The following is a 23,589-nucleotide window of genomic DNA, read 5'->3' as shown; positions in this document are numbered from 1 at the left end:
AGTGAGTAGTGAGTAGTGAGTAGTGAGTAGTGAGTAGTGAGTAGTGAGTAGTGAGTAGTGAGTAGTGAGTAGTGAGTAGTGAGTAGTGAGTAGTGAGTAGTGAGTAGTGAGTAGTGAGTAGTGAGTAGTGAGTAGTGAGTAGTGAGTAGTGGATATTAATAGTTGGCAGTAGGCAGTGGGCAATGAGCGGTAAAGAGTTGGCAGTGGATAGTGGGCAATGGGAAATTTGTTAGTTGGTAATGGGCAATGAGCTGTGGGCAATGAGCGGTAAAGAGTTGGTAATGGATAGTGGGCAATGGGCTGTGGAGCGGTAAAGAGTTGGCAGTGGATAGTGGGCAGTGGTATATTCCTTGCTAACTGTTAAACTGCCAACTTAACACTTCAGCTATAATGAAAGCCGTTGCCGTAAACAAAACTGCCGGTAATTGCTCCCAGTAAAATATTGCTAACTGCTAACTAAAAGACCTCAGCTATAATGAAAGCCTTTGCTATAAAGCAAAACAACTGGCAATCACTACCCGTAATTGCCAGCTGCTAACTGCAAATTTTAAACTCAATACTACAAAGGCTTCCAGGCGATTACCACGACTTCGATAAGGGCGCCAAGCGGCAATGCGTTTACCGCATAAGCCGCGCGCGTAGGGCGATGCTCGCCAAATATTTCAGCATAATAGCCATTCACTTCTTTAAAATCACCAATGTCGGTGAGCAACACATTGGCATAGGTCACGTCTTTCAATGTGAGTCCGGTTTCGGCCAATACGGCTTCAATATTCTTAAATACCTGGCGTGTTTGGGCCTCTAATCCTTCCACAAGTGCGCCGGTAGCCGGATCGATGCCTACCTGTCCGGATAGAAAAACGGGAACACCAGGAGCAGACGGAACAATGCCCTGGCAATAAGGCCCCACCGCTGCGGGCGCATTAGCTGTATTCAAAACGTTCATAAGATGCGATTTACTATTTTAGGTTACGGCTGCAAATATAATTCACAGCCAACTATATTTTCCCGGTAACAGCAAAGCCCGGCGCTATTACAGTGCCGGGCTTTGGAGCGCGCTATGATATTCTCCGCAAAAATTACCAGATATTCAGGCCAAATGTATCGGCATTCTCTTTTGCATCTTCGTAGCCGGCATCGGTATGACGCAAGATACCCATGGCCGGATCGTTGTGCAATACCCTTTTCAGACGCTCCTCTGCATCCTGCGAGCCATCGGCGACAATCACCATACCGGCATGCAGGGAATAACCCATACCCACGCCGCCGCCATGATGAAAGCTCACCCAGCTGGCGCCGCCGGCGGTATTGATCAGCGCATTGAGGATAGGCCAGTCGGCTACAGCATCGCTGCCATCCTTCATGGCTTCCGTCTCCCTGTTGGGTGAAGCCACAGAGCCGCAGTCCAGGTGATCGCGACCGATCACAATCGGCGCTTTTACTTTGCCGGTACGCACGAGTTCGTTGAACAGCAAACCGGCTTTTCCCCGCTCACCCATACCCAGCCAGCAGATACGCGCCGGTAATCCCTGGAAAGCGATCCTGTCCTTGGCCAGGGATAACCAACGTTGCAATCCTTTATTCTCAGGGAACAATTCGGCCAGCGCCTTGTCTGTGGTATAAATATCTTCGGGGTCGCCGCTCAGGGCTACCCAGCGAAAAGGCCCCTTGCCTTCGCAGAATAAAGGGCGGATATATGCCGGCACAAAGCCCGGGAAGTCAAAGGCATTTTCGACACCGCGTTTGTCTTTGGCCTGGCCCCGCAGGTTGTTGCCATAGTCAAACGTGATCGCACCGCGCTCCTGGAGCGCCAGCATCTGGCGTACATGATGCGCCATGGTGTCGAGCGAGCGACGCTTGTATTCTTCCGGATCGCTGTCGCGCAAAGCATTCGCCTCGGCAACCGAGAGTCCTTCAGGAAAATAGCCGATAAGCTCGTCGTGTGCAGAAGTCTGATCCGTCAGGGTATCGGGTGTAATGTTGCGGTCGATCAATCGCTGCAGCAGGTCTACCACGTTGCAGCATACGCCTATAGACAGCGCTTCCTTATCCTCTTTCGCCTTCAGCGCACGATCGATCGCTTCGTCGATGTCGGTATAGTATTCATCCAGGTAGCGGGTCTCGATCCGCTTCTGAATGCGCCACTCTTCCATTTCGGCGGCCAGGCAAACGCCTTCGTTCATGGTAATGGCCAGTGGCTGAGCGCCACCCATACCGCCCAGGCCGGCGGTTACATTAAGCGTACCTTTCAAAGAACCGTTATAGTGCTTATTGGCCAGGGAAAGATAGGTTTCATAAGTGCCCTGTACAATACCCTGAGAGCCGATATAGATCCAGCTACCCGCAGTCATTTGCCCATACATCATCAACCCTTTGGCTTCCAGCTCGCGGAAATGCTCCCAGGTTGCCCAGCGGCCCACCAGGTTGGAGTTGGCAATGAGCACGCGTGGCGCATTCTTATGCGACCGCAGTATGCCTACAGGCTTGCCGCTCTGTACCATCAGAGTCTCATCCTCGTTCAGGTTTTTCAGGCATTCGAGTATTTTATCAAAGCTTTCCCAGTTGCGGGCAGCTTTACCGATACCGCCATACACGACCAGGTCCTCGGGCCTTTCGGCGACTTCCGGGTCCAGGTTATTCTGGATCATACGGAAGGCTGCCTCCGTTACCCAATCCTTACAATGCAGTTGTGTGCCTGTGGGCGATTTAATGACTCTTGCAGTAGTGCTCATAATATGATATCAGTTCAATTTTTTCTAATGTTAAGGCAGCAAAAATACCAGATTTGATCTATCTGGTAAAAAATATCCCGGAAGAACGGTCAGGCCATACCCCGGAATTCGGCTTCAGTCAACACCCACAATCGCACCGGCTGCTCGAAGCAGACAAAACCGGGTGTCGTCGTATACTCTTGCAGCATGCGAAAGCCAATCCCTGACAGAGTTTTGTTTGGCGCCGTATTAAGGGCATATGGTTCACAATAAAGCGTTTTCAGCTTCAGGTTCTTAAAAAAATAAGGCAGCGTCATCTTTACCAGGGCAGAACCTGCCCCCCGATGCCGGTGGGTCGCCTGCCACAGATGCAGGTGCATATAAGCCTCTTCGCCAAAGCGGATCTTATTGACATTACAATGCCCCACAGGCATGCCATCTATCTCCCATATCATACAATAAGATTGCTTTTCTTCATAGGATTGCATGAGCTGCGTGCTCAACATGTCATCCCATTGCTCCCGGGAAGGAAGCTTATCCAACTGTACGCCCATACCGGTCATAAGCCCCGGGTCGGAAAGCAGCCAATAGTCGGTAATGAGGGGAATATCACTTTTCCGTATTTCCCTTACAGATAAGATGCCCATAAGCGTAGATTACCCGGCGTTGCCGGTGTTTTTATGATTTTGTTCCAGTCTTTCTATCAGTTGATCCATCTGTTCGATCTGATCGCGTTGCATTTCGATAATATCCTGTTGCTGCCGGAGCATGAGGTGATCCAGCTTTTCGTGCAGCATCCTGATCTCTAGCTCGGATTTCAGGTTGATCATATAATCGCTCTTGGCCCGTGCCCTGTCTTTCTCTTCCTGACGGTTCTGGCTCATCATAATCACGGGCGCCTGCAGGGCCGCCAGGCAGGACAGGATAAGGTTAAGCAGGATGAAGGGATAAGGATCGAAGCCTTTGTTTGCCAAAACCACGCTATTAGCTATAATCCAAAGGACCAGTATGACGGAGAAACTGATAATAAATCTCCAACTGCCGCCAAAAGCAGCTACTTTATCGGCGACACGCTGTCCCAGGGTAGCCGACCGGTCCTCTTCCTCTGTTATGGCCGACAAGGTGGTCCTGTTGCCGATCGAGTCAAGTACGGTCTTCTCCAATTCTCCAAGATCGCCAATTTCCTGTGTCAGGTGATCGGAGAGGTATTGCAGCTTGTAGCTATTGAGCTCGCTTGCTGCAAGACAACTGTCTTCGGAGAAAGCAGGCTTTTGCTCCTGTATCTTTTGCATCAGGTGCCCATGGATCAGGTCGCCCGAAACACGTTCCGACAAGGGAAACTCTTTTCCCGAAAGATCACTTTTGAAAGTTTCCATATTGTCATTTTGCTGAAATTACTATGACCGGGATTACCGGCAAAAACTTTTTCTTTGCGGGAACCAATTCTATATCGAATGGAAACACCCGATTTTAAGGCCATCGCCGGCCAGCTAAGGCATCCGCATGGCGAGGCAGGCCAGGAAACAGCCATACGCATGGCAGAGAACAATGCCGGTATGATCCGCAGCTGTATCGACCTGCTTCCCCTGAAACCCGGCGACCGGGTACTGGAGATAGGACCGGGAGGCGCCGCGCACCTACCCTACTTTGTTGATAAGGCAAAAGAAGTACAGTATACCGGCGCCGACATCTCGGCAACCATGATCCAAATGGCTATGGAAGGCAATAAAGCGCTTATCGACGAAGGCATTGCCATATTTACCCAGTTGATCGTGCAAGACGGCTACGCACCCCTTCCCTTTGAAACCGGCAGCTTCAACAGCATATTTACCGTCAATACGATCTACTTTTGGGATAATGCCCCGGCACAGGCGCTGGAGATATTTCGTGTATTGAGGCCGGGAGGTGTATTCCTCACCGCATTCGCCACAGAAGCCTTTATGCAGGGCCTGCCCTTCACCCAATATAATTTCAACCTGTACACACCGGAAAAAGCCCGTGCACTTCTGGAAGGCGCCGGGTTTATTTTCGAAAACATGAAGGAAGAAAGAGAAACCGTCTATAGCAATACGGGGCCATTGATGGAACGCGACTTTATCGTGATGGCGGTAAGCAAGCCCCTTGCTCAATAACCGGAAACACGGCGACGCAAAGCTGCTTTTTCGCCGCCGTGCTGGTATTTCGTATAAACTTTTGCTGCCTGCTGCCGACGCAACAGAAAGGGAAAAGAGCATTGCAGCATTTTTCCCGATATAGCCCTTTCAGCAGGCGAATTTTTCACAGTTCCTGTTCCTAAAAACCTAAACCGTACCTTTGCCCAATAAATGTAATTAATAATGCCCGGATTTACTGTAGCTATTGTGGGAAGACCGAATGTAGGAAAATCAACCCTTTTCAACCGTTTGCTGGAGCAACGGAAATCGATTGTAGACGATTTCAGCGGTGTGACCCGCGACCGCCAGTACGGCATTTGCGATTGGAACGGCAAACTATTCAACGTGATCGACACCGGGGGCTTTGTTTCCCGGTCAGAGGATGTTTTTGAAAAAGAGATCCGCAAACAGGTCCATATTGCCATCGACGAGGCCGATATCTTGCTTTTCATCACCGATGTAACCGCAGGCATTACCGACCTGGACGATGAAATGGCCCAGGTGCTGCGCAAATCAAACAAGCCGGTGTTCCTGGTCGTTAACAAAGTTGATAATTCGGACCGTCAGCTGGATGCCACCGAGTTCTATATCTTGGGCTTTGACCCTACTTTTTTCCTGTCATCTATCTCCGGCAGCGGTACCGGCGAGCTGCTGGACGAGATCACCGGCCGCATACCGGATTCAGACAAACCCGAGAACGTGGAAATGGTGATCGAAGAGATCGAGGACGAAGATGGTAATATCATAAAGATGGAACGGGAGAAAAATCCTATTCCCAAGATCGCAATCATTGGTCAGCCCAATGCGGGCAAATCTACCTTGCTGAACGCATTGGTCGGCACAGAACGTTCGATCGTATCGGACATCGCCGGCACCACGAGAGATCCCATCCATACCCATTACAACCAATTTGGAAAAGAATTCATACTGATCGATACCGCCGGCCTGCGCAAGAAAAAAAGCGTAACGGAGGATCTCGAATTCTATTCGGTGATCCGGGCAATTAAAGCCATGGATGAAGCCGATATATGCCTGCTGCTCATCGACGCCGAAAAAGGAATGACCGCCCAGGACGTGAATATATTCGGCCTTGCCGCGCGTAAAGGAAAGGGTATCGTGATCCTGGTAAACAAATGGGATACCGTAGCGAGTAAAGAAACCAATACCGCCAGGGACTATGAGAAAAACCTGAAGGAAAGGATCGCGCCATTCATCGATATTCCCGTTATCTTCACTTCCGCTACCGAAAAGCAAAGGATATTCCAGGCTATCGAGAAGGCGCTTGAGGTATTCGACAACCGCCTTCGCCGTGTCCCCACCTCGTTGCTGAATGAAGTGATGCAAAAGGAAATCGAACGTTTCGCCCCACCTGTGGTGAGGGGCTATACCGTAAGGATCAAGTTTGTGATGCAGATACCAACACATACGCCTGCATTCGCTTTCTACTCCAACCATCCGGACGATATCAAAACCCCGTACCGGAATTTCCTGGATAACAAGCTACGCAGTCATTTCAACTTTTCGGGGGTACCCATCAAGATCTTTTTCAGAAAGAAATAGAGATGACGACAATAGTCCCCGCCGGCATCTTTCCTTAAAGAAATATGCCGGTCGGGCCATCAGGGCCCAGATGGTCCGGACAGACCTTAGCTCCTATCTATGCAACCTACAGATACTTCCAATATCCGCTTTCAGCAGGCTGTCGCTTTCGTCAACCAGACCAACCAGCATTTGTTCCTCACGGGAAAAGCAGGTACGGGCAAAACAACCTTCCTGCGATACATAAGGGAACATTGCTACAAGAAAATGGCTGTAGTAGCGCCTACAGGCGTAGCGGCGATCAATGCCGGCGGCGTTACCATACATTCCTTTTTCCAGCTGCCCTTCGGCACCTACCTACCCACACAGAAAACCGTATGGGGCGGCGAGTTCCAGAACGTACACAATAAAAATCAATTGCTGGCCAAGCTGCGGTTCAATGCCGCCAAACGGGACCTGATACGGGAGCTGGATCTGCTGATCATCGACGAGATATCGATGGTAAGGGCCGATGTAATGGACGCCATCGACGCTGTGCTCCGTTCGGTACGCCGGCGGCTGCATGAGCCATTTGGCGGCGTACAGCTCCTGTTTATCGGCGACATGTTCCAGCTGCCGCCTGTGGTACGAGACAATGAATGGGAGCTAATGAGCGAATACTACGAAAGCCCGTTCTTCTTTGACGCCCATGCCGTAAAAGAAGCGTCGCCCCTGTATATCGAGCTAAAAAAGATCTACCGGCAAAGCGATAGCGCCTTCATTTCCATCCTCAACCATGTGCGCAACAATTCCTGCACCGAAGAGGACCTGGAATACCTGCAGCAGCATTACCACCCTCATTTTATTCCCGACCGGCACGAAGGCTTTATTACGTTGACATCGCACAACAACAAGGCCGATGCCATTAACCAGCAGGAACTGGAACGGCTGCCAGGCAAGGGACACAAGCTCGAAGCAAGGGTCTTGAACGACTTTCCCGAGCATGCTTATCCCGTGGATAAGGAGCTCTACATTAAAGAGGGCGCCCAAATCATGTTTATCAAGAACGACAAGGGCGAGAACCGGCGCTACTACAATGGTAAAATAGGCACGGTAGACCGCATAAACGAATATGATAAGCTGATTTACGTTTCCTTTCCGCAGGAAAAGGACTTGTTGCAATTGGAAATGGAAACCTGGCGCAATATCCGTTACCGTTACGACAACGAGCAGGATGAGATCAACGAAGAAGAGCTGGGCACCTTTTCCCAATACCCGATACGCCTGGCCTGGGCTGTTACTATCCACAAAAGCCAGGGCCTTACTTTTGAAAAAGCGATCGTCGATGCCGGGCAATCTTTTGCACCAGGACAGGTCTATGTGGCGCTCAGCCGGCTCACCGGGCTGGAAGGGCTGGTGCTGAAATCCAGGATCACAGCTGCCAGCATTATGACCGACGAGCGCATCCTGGCCTTTGCCCAACAGGAAGAATCGGAGGACCGCCTGCAGCGCATCCTCGAAGATTCACAAGAAATATTCACCGAACAATCGCTGTTGCAGGCCTTTGCCTGGGATAAGCTGACCGAGGCATGGCAGCAGCATCTTGAGGAGTTCAACCATCGCTCCCTTCCCGACCAGATGGAAGCCGTTCAGCTGTCGCACAATATCCACACCAGCCTGTTGCAGCAGCAGCAAACAGCGGGGAAGTTCGGTACGCTGCTGCAGGACCTGTTTAAAGAAGGCAAAGCCGCTTATGAGCGCATGCATGAACGCACCGCGGCTGCCAGCGCCTGGTTTGTCAAAGACCTGGACGAAAAGGTGATCGTTCCCCTGAAAGCGCATATGGATGCGGAAAAGGTAAAAGCCCGTACCAAAAAATATGTAAAGGAGCTGAAGGAGGTGATGCTCATTTTCGAGCGCAAAAAACTACAGGTGCAGCAGGCGGCAGCCATTACAGATGGGCTGGCCAACGCGCTCGACCGCGAGCAACTAATGGACCGCGTATCGCGCCTGCACAGCCCTATAGAGATCAAAGCAGAGGAAAAAGCGGCGAAAGCGCCTGTGGGAGAAAGCAAACGGATCAGCCTGCAACTCTTCCAGGAAGGGAAAAGCATTGAGGAGATCGCAGCCTTGCGGGGACTGGTGAAAGGCACTATCGAAGGGCATCTTGTCGAGTTTATTCTAACCGGTGAAGTGGACGTGACTGTCCTCATATCCAGGGAAAAGCTAGCCCTGGCAATACAGCAGCTTCAAAGCAACCCCGAAGCCACTTCGGGCACGCTCAGGGAGCGCCTGGGCGACCAGTTCTCTTTTGCCGAGCTGCGCGCCGCCATTGCCTTCTGGAAAAAAGAGCAGGCGGTATAAGCCGGCATTATTCAAAAGTTATGTCGTAATTTTGTGATGTAGTGCTTATCCGTACCGGTAGGCACTATTTTTTACTTACAGCAATCCAATGAAAAATATCATCCTTGCCAGCACCTCCACTTTGTTTGGAGAAACATACCTGGCTTATCTTGAACCCGTGGTGCGGGAGTTGTTCGGAGGGCTCACGGAGGTCATCTTTATTCCCTTTGCACGCCCGGGTGGTGTGTCTCACGATGACTATACAGCCGCGGCGGCAGGAGCTTTGGGCGCCTGGGGTATCTCGGTGAAAGGACTACATACCTTCGCCGATCCTGTAGAAGCCATAGGCCGGGCGCAGGGCTTTTTTACCGGAGGGGGCAACACTTTCCTGCTGGTCAAGCAGCTGCATGAGCAGGGATTGATGCAGCCGCTGAAAGCAGCTATAAATCTAGGCAAACCCTACCTGGGTACCAGCGCCGGCAGCAATATCGGCGGGATCAATATGCAAACAACAAATGATATGCCGATCGTATATCCGCCTGCATTCGACACGATGGGCCTGGTTCCCTTCAATCTTAATCCCCATTATCTTGATCCCGACCCGAGTAGTACACATAACGGCGAAACAAGGGAAACACGCATCCGCGAGTTCCATACGCAGAACAGTATTCCTGTGGTCGGCCTGCGCGAAGGCAGCTGGATAAGGGTCCGGGGCAGAGAGGCGACTACCGAGGGCAGCAAGCATTCCCGCATCTTTGAGCAGGGCAAGGAACCTTATGAGCTGCCACCAGGATCACCATTATCCTTCGACCGCAATAAAGCGCATTCCTGAACGTTATAGAATATACCCTGATAGCCAGCTAACCAACATATTTTTATGAAAAAGAAGAATTTTATCCAGGCAAGTGTATTGATCGCCGCCGTATCGCTGGTTTCCTGCACCAAGAACGATCTACCGCCGATCAACAAGAACTCCGAACTTAAAATGGAGAATATTACATTTAATGGTCTGGCAGGTACAGATACCACCAACCCCTCCATCAAAGGATATTATAACCTTGAGTTCCTGGTAAATAAAGCCGATACAACACTGCCGCCCGATACGGTCCGGTTCGCAAACTCTTTTGCGCTCACGGGTAACAGCCAGAACCAAAGCATTTTTTTCGATACGCCTGATAAGGCAAAAATACTCAACTGCAAAGTAAAGTTCGTAGTGACCGCCGGCATCGCCTCATCGATGACGCTGGGCAACTTTCAATACCTGCGCAATGGCAATGCCTATTTCGGCGGCGCGACCAATCTGCAGGACTCGGCCCATGTCGTCTTCACCGCTACCCGGCAGGTAACATTCTGATCGACGTATGTCAAGTATACAATAACAGAAGGGATGCCGTTAACGGCATCCCTTCTGTTATCAGTTGCATTATTCCGTTTTTCTAGGGCAGACGCCTGAAGACAGTAAGGCTCAATGCCAGCTCTGCTACCAGGGCTATAACACCCGTGAAAGCAAACCAGAAGAACAGCTCGCCATAATGCTTATAGGCGTTCACTTCAACACTGGTCTTTTCCAGCTTGTCTATCTCTTTATAAATATTTTCCAGCCTGCTATTGCCGGTCGCGCGGTAATAATTCCCTCCTGTTTCTTTAGCGATCTTTTTCAGCAGTTCTTCGTCGATCTGCACCGGCACCATCTGTTTCCGGATACCGTAGGGTGTTTGCACGGGCGAGAGCGCTTCGCCCTCCGTACCCACACCTATGGTATATACCCTCACCTTGTATGCTTTGGCAATTTCCAGCGCCAGCTCGGGACCTACCTTACCCACGTTGTTCACACCATCGGTCATCAGGATCACCACCCTGCTCTTCCCTTTCGCATCGCGCAGCCGGTCTACAGCTGTGGCCAGGCCATCGCCTATCGCGGTACCATCCTGGAGCATGCCGCTTTTGATCTGGCTCAGCTGCTCCTTAAGCACGTTATGATCGATGGTAATGGGGCATTGCGTAAAACTTTCGCCCGAAAAAATCACCAGGCCGATACGGTCGGTAGGCCGGGCATCGATGAACTTAAGCGCATTATCTTTGGCCGCCTCGAGGCGGTCGGGCTTGAAATCCTCGGCCAGCATACTACCCGAAATATCCATACTGAGCACGATGTCGATCCCTTCGCTGTCGATGGTCTCGCTTACATTGGTCTTTTGCGGACGGGCCAGCGCGATCACGAAAGCAACAAAAGCGATGCTGCGTAAAACATGAAGCAAGGGGCGCCAGCGCGCCTTCCAGGAAGCCCTGATATGCCGCAAGCCTTCTGTTGAGGAGATCCTGAATACTACGGCGCGGCGTTTGTCCTGGTAAAAAAAGTACCAAAGCAGCAAAGGCAGCAGTAACAGCAGCAACAGGAACCAGGGATGGGCAAACAGGATATGATAACGATTCAGGAAGCTCATGATGCCGCCCCCTCCTCAGGTCTTACTTGTGTCCGCTGTACGACTTCTACGGCAGCAGCCATACAGGCGTCATATTCATGTGGCAGCGGATTGGCTTTTGCAAACTTGGCCAGGTCGGCGGTACGCAGGATCGTTTTCAGCTCCGGACGTACTTTACGCAACTCGCTACGGGCATCATTCTGCTTCTTCAGCAGCGCAAGGAGCTCGTCGGTGGTCTGTTCCATCGCGGTAATACCAAAGCGTTCTTCCAGGTAGATGCGTATGATGTCGCTTAGCTCGGAGAAATATTCCTTACTGCGCTCTTGTTCTCCCAGCCGCTTGTCCTTAAGTTCTTTCAGGAGGCGTAAAGCTTTTTCATGCGCCTTTTCCGGCGGCACTTTTGCCTGCGCCGGTATTTTGTTTTTCCGGTAGCGGACAAAATAGACAATAACGAATATGATAATACCCAATAGCAATAAAGCAGCCAGGATGATCTTCCAGTAATCCCATATAGACCATTTGACTGCTACGATCTCCTTGATGGGCTTAAAAGCCTTCGTCGTATCAACGGCTACCGTGGTTACCTCGAGGGGTATCGAATCGGTGCGCAGCTCCTGTTGCTGACCGTTGGCCGCCACATTAAAGGTAAAGGACGGGATATAATAGCGGCCAGAGTCGAAGCCGGTGATCAGCAGCCGTTGCCGCAGCAGGAAGGTATCTTTAGTGCGGAGCGTATCTATCTTACCCTTTTCTACGATCTCCAACCCCCTCATGCTGTCGGGCATAGCGGCCCACTGCACTTTATCGCCCGGTCCGGCTGGCTTTACCTCCAGCCACAGCCTTACCTGGTCGCCGATAACGATCTTGCGGCTATCGGTATAAGCCCTGACACCGGCCTGCTGAGCATGTAAACCGGTGGCGCTGCAAAGAGCAGAAAAACAGGCAAGAAAAAAAATAGTCTTTTTATTCAGGTTCATTTATACTTGGCAATCTGGTAATAATTGGCAGGCCACCCGTGCTTGACGGTGGCTACCGGTTGATAAAAAAGCCTTGCAATATTTTTACATAGTCCTCGTCGGTACGAACGGATATAAGCTCTGCACCACTCTTTCGAAAAGCGTTAATACTATACTTGCGGTGCTCGTCAAAAGACCGTGCATAATCGGTACGCACTTGCCGGCTGCCGGTATCTAACCATTGCAGCCGTTGGGTTTCGCTGTCCTGCACATGGATCAGCCCTACTTCGGGCAGCTCCCTGTCGGCTTTATCATAGACCTGTACACCCACCAGGTCGTGCCTTCTTGCGGTAAGCTTCAGCGGCTCTTCATAAGGTGCGCTGATGAAATCGCTGAGCAGGAAGGCGATCGTCCTTTTCTTGGATGCATTGTTGAAAAAGCGCAGGCAAGCCCCGATATCGGTACCCTTACGTTGGGTGGGCGCCAGAGTGATCATTTCGCGGATAATGCGGAGGATATGCGATTTACCCTTTTTGGGTGGAATATACTGCTCTATCTTATCGCTGAAGAAGATCACGCCTACCTTATCATTATTGGTCGTTGCCGAAAAAGAAAGCACCGCGGCGATCTCCGTGATCATGTCCCGCTTCAGTTGTTTGCTGGTGCCAAACAATGAACTGCTGCTTACATCGATCAGCAACATCACCGTAAGCTCTCTTTCTTCTTCAAATATTTTGACAAAGGGTGTGGAAAAGCGTGCGGTCACATTCCAATCGATCGCACGCACGTCGTCGCCGTGGCTATACTCCCGTACTTCGCTGAAAGACATACCCCGCCCCTTGAAGGCAGAATGGTATTCCCCCGAGAAGATATGGTTGCTCAGTCCCTTGGTCTTGATCTCTATACGGCGTACCCGTTTCAGTATTTCAGCTGTGGTCATAGATTATGTCGGCATTTTCGTCTTTGATTACAGATGGAAGTACACTTTGCGTTGTCTCTTCTTTTCTATAGTCCCGACTAAGGCACTTCGACCACATTCAGAATTTCATTGATCACCTGCTCACTGGTAATATTTTCCGCCTCTGCCTCATAGGTAAGTCCTATACGATGGCGCAGCACATCGTGGCATACGGCCCTTATATCTTCAGGGATCACGTAGCCGCGGCGCTTGATAAAGGCATAGGCCTTGGCGGCATGCGCCAGGCTGATACTGGCCCTGGGCGATCCGCCGTAAGCGATAAGCGGCTTCAACTTAGCCAGGCGGTACTCTTCGGGAAAACGTGTGGCAAAAACGATGTCCAGTATATACTTTTCGATCTTTTCGTCCATATATACTTCCCGCACCAGCTGGCGGCCGTTCAGGATATCTTTGGTAGACACAACGGGATTAATCTTGGGGTAGCCCGCGGGATTAAGATTCTGCCGTATGATCAGCTTTTCCTCTTCTTTTTTGGGATAAGAGATCACTACCTTCAGCAGGAAGCGGTCTACCTGAGCTTCGGGCAGCGAATAGGTGCCTTCCTGTTCAATAGGGTTTTGCGTTGCCAGCACCAGGAAAGGTTCTTCCAGCGGATAAGTGCTATCGCCTATCGTTACCTGCCTTTCCTGCATCGCTTCGAGCAGTGCGCTTTGCACTTTTGCCGGCGCCCGGTTGATCTCATCTGCCAGAATAAAATTGGCGAAGATAGGGCCGCGACGTACCTGGAACTGGTGTTCCTGCGGGTTATAGATCATCGTACCAATGACGTCGGCAGGCAACAGGTCGGGGGTAAACTGAATCCTGCTGAAACGGGCGCTGATCGCCGAGGCCAGCGATTTGATCGCCAGTGTTTTTGCCAGACCGGGCACGCCTTCCAACAATACGTGACCCTGCGTCAGCAAGCCGATCAGCAGGCGTTCCACCATATGCTTCTGGCCTACCAGCGCCTTATTCAATTCCATCGTCAGCAGGTCGATAAAGGCGCTTTGCTGATGAATGCGGTCGTTCAATTCATGAACATCAACTGATGAAGAACCTGTTTGCTCCAATTTTTGATCCATATTTCTTTTTCAAATTAATCAGGGATGCAAAGCCTTCCGGGCTTCGCCTAATGAATAATTGCCAATAAAAAGCGAGTAAAAATAAGGAATATCTCTGTGGATTAAAATGGATTTACAAATATCAATTTAGTTTGTGTAAACTAAATTTTAAAATTAAGACCAGGACGTTAACCGGCGGTTAAAGCTGCTGCGATCAGATATGTCCGCCAAAAGCAAGTATTTCATCTGCAAGGTCAAGGTAAGCAAATTCCTCCTTCAATGACCGTGCTTTGCGCAGCATACTTTCGCGAAAACCCTTAGCGGCGAGGGTTCCGGGAAAACGATGGCGATGTTGTGCGGCTGTCGTCAAGGCCTCGATACGCTGCAGCAGATCGCGGTCGGTAGCCGGCATATAAGCTTCAACGAACTGCTCCCAAACATATTGTATGGCGAGGCTATTGGGATGGACCATGTCCGGCTCAAAAAAACGGTAATCGCGCAGCACGTCGATAACCAACTCGTAGGCCGGAAAATAATGACAATGTGCAAACCGGTCCACAAGCGCATGGATCAGCTCATTAAGCCTGGCTTTGCTGCGGTTATTCTCCACAAGACCATCACGGGCATGCCGCACGGGACTCAAGGTAAACAAGAGCTGCAAGGAAGGATTGTAAGCCTGCAGCGCCCGTATCAGCTTTTCCCACTCGCTCAGCATCCTGTCCGTTTCCAATAGTTTTTTCTCAAACCATTGTCCCGGCGCTTTATGGCAGTTGGCCACACCATAGCCTTCCCTTCCAGCCTGGCCGGTAGTAACATATTGGTATGCCGAGCCGAAGGTCACGATCAGCCAGCGGGCTTCCGGCAGGAAAGCTCCGGCTTCGGAAAGGGCTTCATTCATGCCTTTCAATGCGGTATCCTTGTCTGTATGGGAAAAGCGGGAATGAAAATCCCAGCTGTTCCAGATTTCATTATGATAAAAGACGTCGTCTTCGCCATAGGACTTTCCGCTCATGCAGGCATGCAGACCGGAAGCGATGCTTGCAGGGTTGAATACGATGCCCTGTGGATTGCTGTATACCTGCATTTTGGACCGGGCCATACGCTCGCCGATGTGCTCCGTAAAACAGGAACCAGTAAGCATTACCTTGTCGCTGTGCCGCAGAACGGCGCCGGGAGAAGCAATCGAAAACGGTAGCTGAAGGGGAAGCAAAGCTGTTCTTTTTTAGGGTTATTCCTCGCGTACGTAAATGGCCTGCCGGGATGCCTTGTATGCAGGATACCAGGCGGCCAGCAAACCAACAGCCAGGGCAGTGACAATTACCAATACGAAATCCTGAGCCTGGAGCAATACCGGGTAAGCATTGATAATAAACCCGTCGGGCAGCGATATCCAGCCATAGTAATGCTGACCGAGGCAAAGCAGCAGACCAGTAAGCACGCCAATAAAGGCGCCCAGCAGTGCCAGCAGGCCGCCTTCGATAAGGAACACTGAATGGACCAATGTTCTTCGTGCACCCATAGATTTTAAAATGGCAATATCTTTTTTCTTTTCCAGCACAACCATCGACAACGATCCGATCATATTGAAGGAAGCGATCAGCAATACCATCAGCAGGATGGCATATACAGCCCATTTCTCGCTTCTCATGATCATATAGAAGGTCTTGTTCTGCTCAAAACGGTTCTCGATAGTAATGTTGTTACCCAATACGGTATAAAGCCCCTGCCTTATGTCCCCCTCTCCTGTGCCTGGCTTCAGGGCGATCTCTACAGAGGATACGCGGTCGCCGACACCGAAAAGATGGCTGGCTGCGGCCAGCGGAACCAATACATATTCGCCGTCGAATTCATCCTGTATCCGGAAATTGCCCTGGGGTTTGACGACAATATTGTTGAGGCCGGCCTCCGGATCATCTGAAGCCGGTATACCCTGCTTGGGATAGTAGATGTGCAAGCCCGAAAAGGCATTGTTCACATCGATGCCCAGCGCAATAGACACGCCCAGCCCCATGATCGCCGGCGTATAACTCCCATGCTGCGGCCAGGACGCCTCGCCGTCGGTCATAAAGCTGTCGAGGTGGCTTACTTTGAACCAATTGTCATCAACACCTTTCAGCTTGCCCACGCGTTGCTCCTCGTCGCCCGTAAGCAGCACCATGTCTTCCAGCGTCAGGCTGGCGATGGCCACGCCCGGGATCCGGCGGATGCGCTGCAGCTGATCGTTTGTAACCGCAAAGAATTTGCCCTTCTCCGCCGTCACTTTTATTTCCGGATTAAAAGCATAGTACATGCCCTTTACGGTATCTTCCAGGCCATTGAACACCGAGAACAGCACGATCATGGCTGCCGATGAAACGGCAATCGCACCGATGCTGATCCAGGAAATGATATTAATGGCCTGCGCCGACTTCTTTCCACGAAAGTAGCGCCAGGCTATTTTAAATGCAGGGCCCATTAAGGTTGGTAAGCTTTTTGCAGGATACCGGAACAAAATGCTCCGGTTCTATCCTTCTTTCTTGATCTGGTTCAGCAGGTCTTCTATCTTGGATACATGATCCAGGGTATCGTCTTCGAAAAATTGCAGCTCGGGTATGCGACGCAACTGATGACGCAGTCTGCTGCCCAGTATACCGCGCAGCTCGCCCGTCTTTTCCCTGATCAACTGCATCAGCGCATTGTGGTCTTCTACTTTGAATAAACTGAGATGGATCCGGGCTTCAAGCAGGTCGGGGGTAACCATCACTTTAGCAATCGACACCATGCCACCCATTACCATGTTCAGGCCTTCTCTTTGAAAAATACCGGTCATTTCTTCCTGTATCACCCGCGCTACCTGCTTCTGGCGTTTACTGATCTCCATTTTATTTGTTGCTTAACTGATTTGAAACCCTAAAATTACGCCATTATACAGTGAAAGAAAAGATTGACTAAAGGATTATTTACTTAACTTTGAAATATACATAACCTTTTACCAATATATAATGAAAAAAACGTTTATCACCGCTGCTTCGATCGGACTTTTATTTTTTGCCTCCTGTAAAGAGCATGGCGTACCCATTAGCCTCTCGGAAGCAACAGCTACGGACTCCACCTATGTAGGCGCAGTGGAAACGCCCCAGGCCAAAAGAGTGATGATGGAAGAATTAACCGGCGTCATTTGCCCCAACTGTCCACAGGGCGCCATCAAGCTGGAAGAAATGCTGGCTCAAAACCCCGAAGCCATCACTGTTGTCAGCGTGCATGCCGGTAACCTCACCGACCCTATCCCCGGCAAAAGCAAGCAGGATTTTCGCACCGAGGATGGCGAGAACATGATCAAGCAGGTATGGGCCGAACAAGGTCCCAAACCCTGCGTCGCTTTTGACCGCCTGCTTATAGGCGACAAGTATTTTGTCGCCGGCTATGTTAGCTGGCCCGGCAAGCTCATCGATGCCAGAAATTCGTTCGGTACCTCGCCGGTAAAACTGAGTGTGACTTCGGAATATAATGATACGAAAGGTGAATACGAGATCGGGGTTACTGTAAAATATACCGAGGCCGTCAGCGAACAGCACGCTTTGCATTTGTTCCTTACCGAAGACAAGATTATCGACGTACAGGAATTATCGGCAACCAATATTAAAGAAGACTACGAATTCAATCATGTATTCCGCAAAGCCATTACACCTGTTGTCATTGGCAAACCCTTCCTTACCGATATGGCGACCAAGGAAGCCGGTCGCGTGTATGTGTACCACACATCGTTCAAGATCGATGAGACCGACGAACGGCAAAAACTCTGGAAGCCGGAAAATATGAAAGTGATCCTGTTTGTTACCCAGACTAGGCCCGACAACAAAAGGATCGTACAGGTGCAGGAGACCAAACTGATTCCTTAATACCTATATTATACTAAGAAAACAGGCGCAGCCGGCTTCCGGCTGCGCCTGTTGCTGTTTTTAACTATACATCATTATGCAGTGAAAGAAAAGGCCGCATAAAGGATTATTTACTTAACTTTGATGTGAATATTAATTTTTTTCCACATAGAAATGAAAAAGACACTTATCGGCGCTGCTTCCGCCTTGCTTTTGTTTGCCGCTTCCTGTAAAGAACATGGTGTGCCCATTAATCTTACCGAAGAGACCGCTACAGATACTACTTATGTAGGCGCAGTGGAAACGCCCCAGGCCAAAAGAGTAATGATCGAAGAATTGAGCGGCGTGATCTGCGTTAACTGTCCGCAGGGCGCAGCCAAGCTGGAGGAAATGTCGACCCAGAATCCCGGCGCCATGACCGTAGTGACGGTGCATGCCGGCAACCTCACCGATCCTATTCCCGGCAAAAGCAAGCAAAACCTGCGTACCGACGATGGAGAGAACCTAATCAAGCAGGTATGGGCTGAACAAGGCGCCAAACCCTGCGCAGCTTTCGATCGCCTGCCTATCGGTAACCAGACCTATAAATATTTCGTTGCCGGCTATGTTGACTGGCCCAATAAGCTCCAGCAGGCCAAAACCCAACACAGTACTTCGCCAGTGAAGCTCAGCGTTACTTCTGCCTACAACGACGCTAAAGACGCCTACGAGGTTGAAGCGACCGTAAGCTATACCGAACCCGTAACGGATCAATATGCGTTGCACTTGTTCCTTACCGAAGATGGCATCATCGACGCCCAGGAGTTGTCAGCTACCAATATCAAAGACGACTATGAATTCAATCATGTGTTCCGTAAAGCCATTACACCGGTAGCTACAGGCAAGCCGTTCCTTACCGATGTGGCGACTAAGGAAGCCGGCCGTGTTTATGTCTACCGTACTTCCTTTAAGATCGATAAGACCGACGAGAAGCAAAAATTCTGGGAACCCAAAAACATGAAGGTGATCTTCTTCGTAGCCAAAATGGCGCCCGATGATATACGGATCGTACAGGTACAGGAAACTAAGCTGATCCCATAGAAGAGATATGATAAAAAAAAGAGAAGTCAAGTTTTCAAAACTTGACTTCTCTTTTTTTATGCGTCAGATGAACACTTCGCTGCTCATGAGCATCGCCTGTGCAAAGGCCTCTTTATCCAGCGACAAAGGAATGTTCTTCCGTTCGGCCCATTGCAGTATATTTTCGGTAGCGATATTGCCCACCAGCTCATCCTCAGCCATAGGACAGCCGCCGATACCTTTCAGGGAGCTGTCAAAGCGCAGACAGCCGGCATCATAGGCTGTTTGTACCTTTTCTTCCCAGGTAGCGGACGTAGAATGAAAATGCGCTCCTATCTCCACCGAGGGAAATTCGGGGATCAGGTTACGGTAAATATAGTCGATGGTCTCAGGGTTGGCCACGCCTACCGTATCGGCCATAGCAATAATGTCGATGCCCATCCCGTTCAGCTTCCGGAACCAGCCGATCGCTGTTTCCGCATTATAAGCATCGCCATAGGGATTACCAAAGCCCATAGAAATATAGATCACCAGCTTTTTGTTGTGTGCGATACAAAGCTGCTGTATTTCCTCAACCTGCTTCAAAGATTCGGCAATGGTCTTATTGGTGTTGCGCAGCTGGAAGGTCTCCGAGATCGAGAAGGGGAAACCCAGGTAGCTGATCTCATCGTATTGCACCGCTTCTTCTGCCCCCCTGGTATTGGCGATAATCGCCAACAGTTTGGTACGGGTATTGCTCATGTCGAGCCGGCGTACTACCTCGGCGGTATCGGCCAGTTGTGGTATCGCTTTGGCACTGACGAAGGAGCCGAAGTCAAGCACATCGAACCCCACTTTCAGCAATTGATTAAGATAGCTGATCTTCTTTTCGGTGGGAATGAAATGCGCCCAGCCCTGCATAGCGTCCCTGGGGCATTCTACTAGCGTTAATGCTGACATAGAAGGTTATTTATTTTAAATCTGTTTTGATTGCGCTGTCAAAGTTAATCTATAATTTTACGTAGTACTATTTAAGCGTTTTATATGATTATCACCACCACAGGATCGGTAGAGGGCAGGCCCGTAAAAGAATACAGAGGTATCGTTTTTGGCGAGACAATCATTGGTGCCAATATTTTCAAAGACATACTCGCCGGCATCCGCGACATTATCGGCGGTCGTAGCGGCGCTTATGAAAGGGTTATGATGGAAGCCCGTGAAACTTCCCTGCGCGAAATGCGGGAGCGCGCCGAGCAATTGGGCGCCACCGCTATTCTTGCCGTCAAAGTGGACTATGAAACAGTAGGTACCGGCAACGGTATGATGATGGTGGTGGCATCCGGCACTGCTGTAGTGCTTTAACGAGCATTCCCCGCCAGCACATCGCTCATGGTGAAGATGCCCTTGCGGTGCCGTATAAATTCGGCCGCCAGCACGGCGCCCAGGGCAAAACCTTCACGGGAGTGTGCTGTATGCGCAATCTCAATGTCGTCGATGGCCGAACGATAGTGAACCCTGTGGGTACCCGGCACCTCATCTTCTCGAAGAGCCTTTATTGGTAATACCTCTTCCCCAGACGGCGCGTCGAGCTGCCAGTGCTTTTTGCGCTCCAGGTTATCGATCACCTGTTCGGCCAGGGTAATCGCGGTGCCGCTGGGCGCGTCCTTTTTGGCTGTATGATGCGTTTCCTCGATAGACACTTCGTATTCGGGCCAGTCGTTCATCAGTGAAGCCAATTGCTTGTTGATCTCAAAAAAGATATTGACACCGATACTGAAATTGGACGCCTGCAAAAAGGCCCCGTTGCTCACGGCACATTTTTCTTTGGCCAGGTAGAGCCTATCGTTCCAGCCTGTACTGCCACAAATTACGGGCACACCGGCATCGAGACAATGCAGTACATTGTCCGGCGCCGATTCGGGGCTGGTAAACTCGATAGCCACATCGGCCATGACCAGGTTTTCCCGGCTGAATTCCTCCCGGTTTTGCCTGCCGATACGCAGGATCACCTGGTGTCCCCGTTGCAAGGCTACCTGCTCGATGGCTTTTCCCATCTTTCCATACCCGATCAATGCTATATTCATTTCCTGCGTTTTTTTATGCCGGCGCCTGCCGGCTATTTTGCGCGTAAAGTTAAGGCTTAGGTCCAGGATAAGCCGGGTTATGGAAGAGAATCATTTCCACATGTCCTTTCTTCTCTCTCTTTACGATCTTATAATGATCAAAATAATAATCGACCGTTTTATTCATCGCGTTACTGACATTACAATACCATACATACGCGACCGTATCGGTCTTAAAATCGCGGAAGGCGGTAGTATCGCTGGCCAGATCGATCTTCCTGTCAGACTGCATCAGCGTGGAGGAGGAGGCTACCTGATCCCTGGTAATGCCATGCTGCTTCATATAAGCCAGGAAATCTTTTCGCATACCGTAAAAATAAAGATGCCCCAGGGTACCTTCCCAGCCCTGAGAAACCGCCCTGGGATAGGTCCAGAAATGCCCGCTTAGCTGCACGAGGACCATCAGTGTCACGATCAGCCCCTTACGTTTTACCGGTGACGCAGCCAGCAATAAAAGGGCCATAATGGCAATAACGGTGGTTACCGGCAAAAAATACCGGTGCGTCAGCAGCCCCAGGTACATGATCAGCGGCAAAGCAGTCAGGAGATAGAGCCCAAGCAACAGCACACCAAAGGAAATATACAGCACGCGCCGGTCGGCAGGGATCACGATCTTCTTTCTGCACCATTGTACCAGCAGCCAGGCAAAGACCAGGAAGGTGCCGATGTTACCCAGGTCGACCAGACGCCATGCCAGCACCAGGAAGTTAAGCGCGATGCGCGCCGGAGGTACGATATCGAAACTGGAGGCCCAGCGGGGATCTTTGGGTGCTCCTACCCATCCTTTTACGGCATAGTGATAGCCGAAATAAGCCAGGGCAATGATTGCTCCCGGCAGAAATGGCATCAGTTGCTTCAGTATGTAACGCAGCTTTCCGCCATAAACGGATATGAATTGCCTGTCGTAGCTAAGCTGGAAAAGATAAAGAATGAAGGCCACCATCATGGCCCTGTTGCTGAGCAAGCCCATTAGCAACACGGCAAGCACCAGCTGTCCGTTGGCACGGCTGAGTATGGCATTCAATGCCAGCAGGAAAAAAGCCATCAGGCAAATGTCGGGCGACACCAGTGTACATTGTGTCAATAGCACGCTTTGCGTCAACACGACAAGCGTCGTCCAAAAAGCATACCGCTTTTGCGCCGGGAACAGCAGCTCCCCCGTGCGTATGGCCTGAACGACCAGGAGCACGATGAAGGGCAGCATGGCTGTATGGCTCGCCCAAAGACTGCGCCCTGCCAGCTTCCATACAAGGGCAAGATAAATGCCGAATGTAGGTGGATGGCCGCTGTCGCAGGAATCGGGCAACAGGAAATAACGGAAGTGGGTATCGTAATACCAATTGGGGTGATCGCCTGCAAACTGAAGGGTATCCCAAAACAACGCATTATGCGCACTGATCACATAAAGGACCAGGTAAGGAATGATGAAGAAGACAAACTTCCGGTTGAGCAGGAACCTCATCGCTTCCGGGTCAGGCGTTCTGCATTTTTTCCTCCTGCCACTTTTGTATACCGTAGCCGGGGATCACATGCTTTTCACTATGGTACGAAGACCTTACCAGCGGACCGCTTTCAACATAATCGAGACCCATCCGGTATCCTTCTTCACGGTAAAACGCAAATTCGTCGGGATGAACAAAGCGGACAACCGGCAGGTGCCTGGCGGTAGGCTGCAGGTATTGGCCCAGCGTAATCACATCGCATCCGTTGTCTTTAAGATCCTGCATGGCTTGCAGCACCTCTTCTTTTTCTTCACCCAGGCCCAGCATGATACCGCTCTTGGTGCGTACACCACCATCTTTCAACCGGCGGATCACTTCCAGGCTGCGGTGATACTTAGCCTGTATCCTTACTTTACGGGTCAGCCGTTCTACGGTTTCCAGGTTATGGGAAATGACCTCGGGCGCCACTTCGATCAGGCGTTCCAGGTTTTCCCACTGACCGCGAAAATCGGGGATCAGTGTTTCGAGGGTTGTATCGGGATTTAATGCTTTAACGGCTTTGATCGTATTGGCCCAGATGATTGAGCCGCCATCCTTAAGCTCGTCACGGTCTACCGAGGTGATCACGGCATGCTTTACCTTCATAAGGTGAATGGCTTCGGCTACCCGCTGGGGTTCATCCCAATCCACCGCTTCGGGCCGGCCGGTGGCCACGGCGCAAAAGCCGCAGGAACGGGTACAGATATTACCCAATATCATAAAGGTAGCGGTACCGGCGCCCCAGCACTCGCCCATATTGGGACAGTTACCGCTTTCACATATCGTATGGAGCTTGTGCGTATCGACCAGGCCTCTTACATGGCGATAACCTTCGCCTGTAGGCAATTTTACCCTCAGCCAATTGGGTTTCTTGACAGCACTGCCGGCTGATGCGGCTTCATTCGGGGCTTGAGCAGCCTGGCTGGCTGATATTACCGGTAATTCGATCATAGTTTCTATCGGACAT

General features: G+C 50.7%; 23 protein-coding genes. 8 read left to right on the top strand and 15 right to left on the bottom strand.

All coding sequences use genetic code 11. The features are described from left to right. Positions 1 to 559: 559 nt before the first annotated feature. The 4 genes from DZK30_RS06980 to DZK30_RS06965 all read right to left on the bottom strand — a co-directional run bounded on the left by DZK30_RS06980 (position 560) and on the right by DZK30_RS06965 (position 4,087). Positions 560 to 946, bottom strand: a complete 387-nt coding sequence (locus DZK30_RS06980) for a Rid family detoxifying hydrolase (RefSeq protein ID WP_118973339.1) — start codon at positions 944 to 946, stop codon at positions 560 to 562. Positions 947 to 1,079: 133 nt separating this feature from the next. Continuing rightward, positions 1,080 to 2,732 carry a urocanate hydratase gene (hutU, locus tag DZK30_RS06975; RefSeq protein WP_118973338.1) on the bottom strand — a complete coding sequence of 551 codons (1,653 nt, stop codon included), beginning with the start codon at positions 2,730 to 2,732 and terminating at the stop codon, positions 1,080 to 1,082. 89 nt (positions 2,733 to 2,821) lie between these two features. Beyond that, positions 2,822 to 3,358 (bottom strand): GNAT family N-acetyltransferase, encoded by a 537-nt coding sequence (locus DZK30_RS06970; RefSeq protein ID WP_118973337.1) that lies wholly within the window; start codon positions 3,356 to 3,358, stop codon positions 2,822 to 2,824. Between the two features lie 9 nt (positions 3,359 to 3,367). Beyond that, the gene (locus DZK30_RS06965) at positions 3,368 to 4,087 is read right to left on the bottom strand and encodes a DUF1003 domain-containing protein (RefSeq protein ID WP_118973336.1); all 720 of its coding nucleotides are present in this window, start codon (positions 4,085 to 4,087) and stop codon (positions 3,368 to 3,370) included. Between the two features lie 78 nt (positions 4,088 to 4,165). On the opposite strand from DZK30_RS06965, the gene DZK30_RS06960 reads away from it, so the two are divergent. The 5 genes from DZK30_RS06960 to DZK30_RS06940 all read left to right on the top strand — a co-directional run bounded on the left by DZK30_RS06960 (position 4,166) and on the right by DZK30_RS06940 (position 10,079). Next, positions 4,166 to 4,843, top strand: coding sequence for a class I SAM-dependent methyltransferase (locus DZK30_RS06960; protein WP_118973335.1), 678 nt, complete (start codon positions 4,166 to 4,168; stop codon positions 4,841 to 4,843). Between the two features lie 204 nt (positions 4,844 to 5,047). Then, positions 5,048 to 6,424 (top strand): ribosome biogenesis GTPase Der, encoded by a 1,377-nt coding sequence (der, locus tag DZK30_RS06955; protein WP_118973334.1) that lies wholly within the window; start codon positions 5,048 to 5,050, stop codon positions 6,422 to 6,424. Between the two features lie 99 nt (positions 6,425 to 6,523). After that, positions 6,524 to 8,746, top strand: a complete 2,223-nt coding sequence (locus DZK30_RS06950) for a helix-turn-helix domain-containing protein (RefSeq protein ID WP_118973333.1) — start codon at positions 6,524 to 6,526, stop codon at positions 8,744 to 8,746. Between the two features lie 88 nt (positions 8,747 to 8,834). After that, positions 8,835 to 9,557, top strand: a complete 723-nt coding sequence (gene pepE, locus DZK30_RS06945) for a dipeptidase PepE (protein WP_118973332.1) — start codon at positions 8,835 to 8,837, stop codon at positions 9,555 to 9,557. A 45-nt stretch (positions 9,558 to 9,602) separates the two neighbouring features. Further along, on the top strand, positions 9,603 to 10,079 hold the full coding sequence (locus DZK30_RS06940) for a hypothetical protein (RefSeq protein WP_118973331.1): 477 nt from the start codon (positions 9,603 to 9,605) through the stop codon (positions 10,077 to 10,079). A gap of 82 nt (positions 10,080 to 10,161) precedes the next feature. Here the strand turns inward: DZK30_RS06940 and DZK30_RS06935 are convergent, their stop codons facing one another. From DZK30_RS06935 to rbfA, 7 genes are all read right to left on the bottom strand, one after another. Further along, on the bottom strand, positions 10,162 to 11,169 hold the full coding sequence (locus tag DZK30_RS06935; protein ID WP_118973330.1) for a vWA domain-containing protein: 1,008 nt from the start codon (positions 11,167 to 11,169) through the stop codon (positions 10,162 to 10,164). Continuing rightward, positions 11,166 to 12,125, bottom strand: coding sequence for a DUF4381 family protein (locus tag DZK30_RS06930; RefSeq protein WP_118973329.1), 960 nt, complete (start codon positions 12,123 to 12,125; stop codon positions 11,166 to 11,168). Before DZK30_RS06930 ends, DZK30_RS06935 begins: the two co-directional genes overlap by 4 nt. Positions 12,126 to 12,177: 52 nt before the next feature. Continuing rightward, positions 12,178 to 13,044: a DUF58 domain-containing protein gene (locus tag DZK30_RS06925; RefSeq protein WP_118973328.1), complete on the bottom strand. Its 867-nt coding sequence runs from the start codon at positions 13,042 to 13,044 to the stop codon at positions 12,178 to 12,180. 77 nt (positions 13,045 to 13,121) lie between these two features. Then, positions 13,122 to 14,144 carry an AAA family ATPase gene (locus DZK30_RS06920; RefSeq protein ID WP_118973327.1) on the bottom strand — a complete coding sequence of 341 codons (1,023 nt, stop codon included), beginning with the start codon at positions 14,142 to 14,144 and terminating at the stop codon, positions 13,122 to 13,124. A gap of 193 nt (positions 14,145 to 14,337) precedes the next feature. Then, positions 14,338 to 15,333 carry a GSCFA domain-containing protein gene (locus tag DZK30_RS06915; RefSeq protein WP_118973326.1) on the bottom strand — a complete coding sequence of 332 codons (996 nt, stop codon included), beginning with the start codon at positions 15,331 to 15,333 and terminating at the stop codon, positions 14,338 to 14,340. An 18-nt stretch (positions 15,334 to 15,351) separates the two neighbouring features. Beyond that, the gene (locus DZK30_RS06910) at positions 15,352 to 16,578 is read right to left on the bottom strand and encodes an FtsX-like permease family protein (RefSeq protein WP_118973325.1); all 1,227 of its coding nucleotides are present in this window, start codon (positions 16,576 to 16,578) and stop codon (positions 15,352 to 15,354) included. 48 nt (positions 16,579 to 16,626) lie between these two features. Beyond that, a complete protein-coding gene (rbfA, locus tag DZK30_RS06905; RefSeq protein WP_118973324.1) occupies positions 16,627 to 16,983 on the bottom strand; it encodes a 30S ribosome-binding factor RbfA in 357 nt (118 codons plus the stop codon). Positions 16,984 to 17,104: 121 nt separating this feature from the next. Between rbfA and DZK30_RS06900 the strand changes: the two genes are divergently transcribed. Beyond that, positions 17,105 to 18,001 (top strand): Omp28-related outer membrane protein, encoded by an 897-nt coding sequence (locus DZK30_RS06900; protein WP_118973323.1) that lies wholly within the window; start codon positions 17,105 to 17,107, stop codon positions 17,999 to 18,001. A gap of 153 nt (positions 18,002 to 18,154) precedes the next feature. Beyond that, positions 18,155 to 19,060 (top strand): Omp28-related outer membrane protein, encoded by a 906-nt coding sequence (locus tag DZK30_RS06895; RefSeq protein ID WP_118973322.1) that lies wholly within the window; start codon positions 18,155 to 18,157, stop codon positions 19,058 to 19,060. A gap of 63 nt (positions 19,061 to 19,123) precedes the next feature. Here the strand turns inward: DZK30_RS06895 and DZK30_RS06890 are convergent, their stop codons facing one another. Further along, positions 19,124 to 19,978 carry a hydroxymethylglutaryl-CoA lyase gene (locus DZK30_RS06890; RefSeq protein ID WP_118973321.1) on the bottom strand — a complete coding sequence of 285 codons (855 nt, stop codon included), beginning with the start codon at positions 19,976 to 19,978 and terminating at the stop codon, positions 19,124 to 19,126. A gap of 84 nt (positions 19,979 to 20,062) precedes the next feature. Here DZK30_RS06890 and DZK30_RS06885 point away from each other — a divergent pair, with 84 nt between their 5' ends. Continuing rightward, on the top strand, positions 20,063 to 20,380 hold the full coding sequence (locus DZK30_RS06885) for a heavy metal-binding domain-containing protein (protein WP_118973320.1): 318 nt from the start codon (positions 20,063 to 20,065) through the stop codon (positions 20,378 to 20,380). On the opposite strand, the gene dapB is transcribed toward DZK30_RS06885, so the two are convergent. From dapB to lipA, 3 genes are read right to left on the bottom strand one after another with little or no spacing between them, the layout of a single operon-like run. Next, positions 20,377 to 21,102, bottom strand: coding sequence for a 4-hydroxy-tetrahydrodipicolinate reductase (dapB, locus tag DZK30_RS06880; RefSeq protein ID WP_118973319.1), 726 nt, complete (start codon positions 21,100 to 21,102; stop codon positions 20,377 to 20,379). The genes DZK30_RS06885 and dapB overlap by 4 nt on opposite strands. Positions 21,103 to 21,151: 49 nt before the next feature. Next, the gene (locus DZK30_RS06875) at positions 21,152 to 22,603 is read right to left on the bottom strand and encodes a hypothetical protein (protein WP_118973318.1); all 1,452 of its coding nucleotides are present in this window, start codon (positions 22,601 to 22,603) and stop codon (positions 21,152 to 21,154) included. Positions 22,604 to 22,613: 10 nt separating this feature from the next. Continuing rightward, complete coding sequence (gene lipA, locus DZK30_RS06870; RefSeq protein WP_118973317.1) at positions 22,614 to 23,573, bottom strand: lipoyl synthase; 960 nt, start codon at positions 23,571 to 23,573, stop codon at positions 22,614 to 22,616. Positions 23,574 to 23,589: the final 16 nt, after the last annotated feature.

The organism is Taibaiella koreensis (genome assembly GCF_003545715.1).
GTDB lineage: Bacteria > Bacteroidota > Bacteroidia > Chitinophagales > Chitinophagaceae > Taibaiella > Taibaiella koreensis.
The sequence above is the reverse complement of the archived record's forward strand: the minus strand, read 5'-3'. Positions and strand labels throughout refer to the sequence as shown.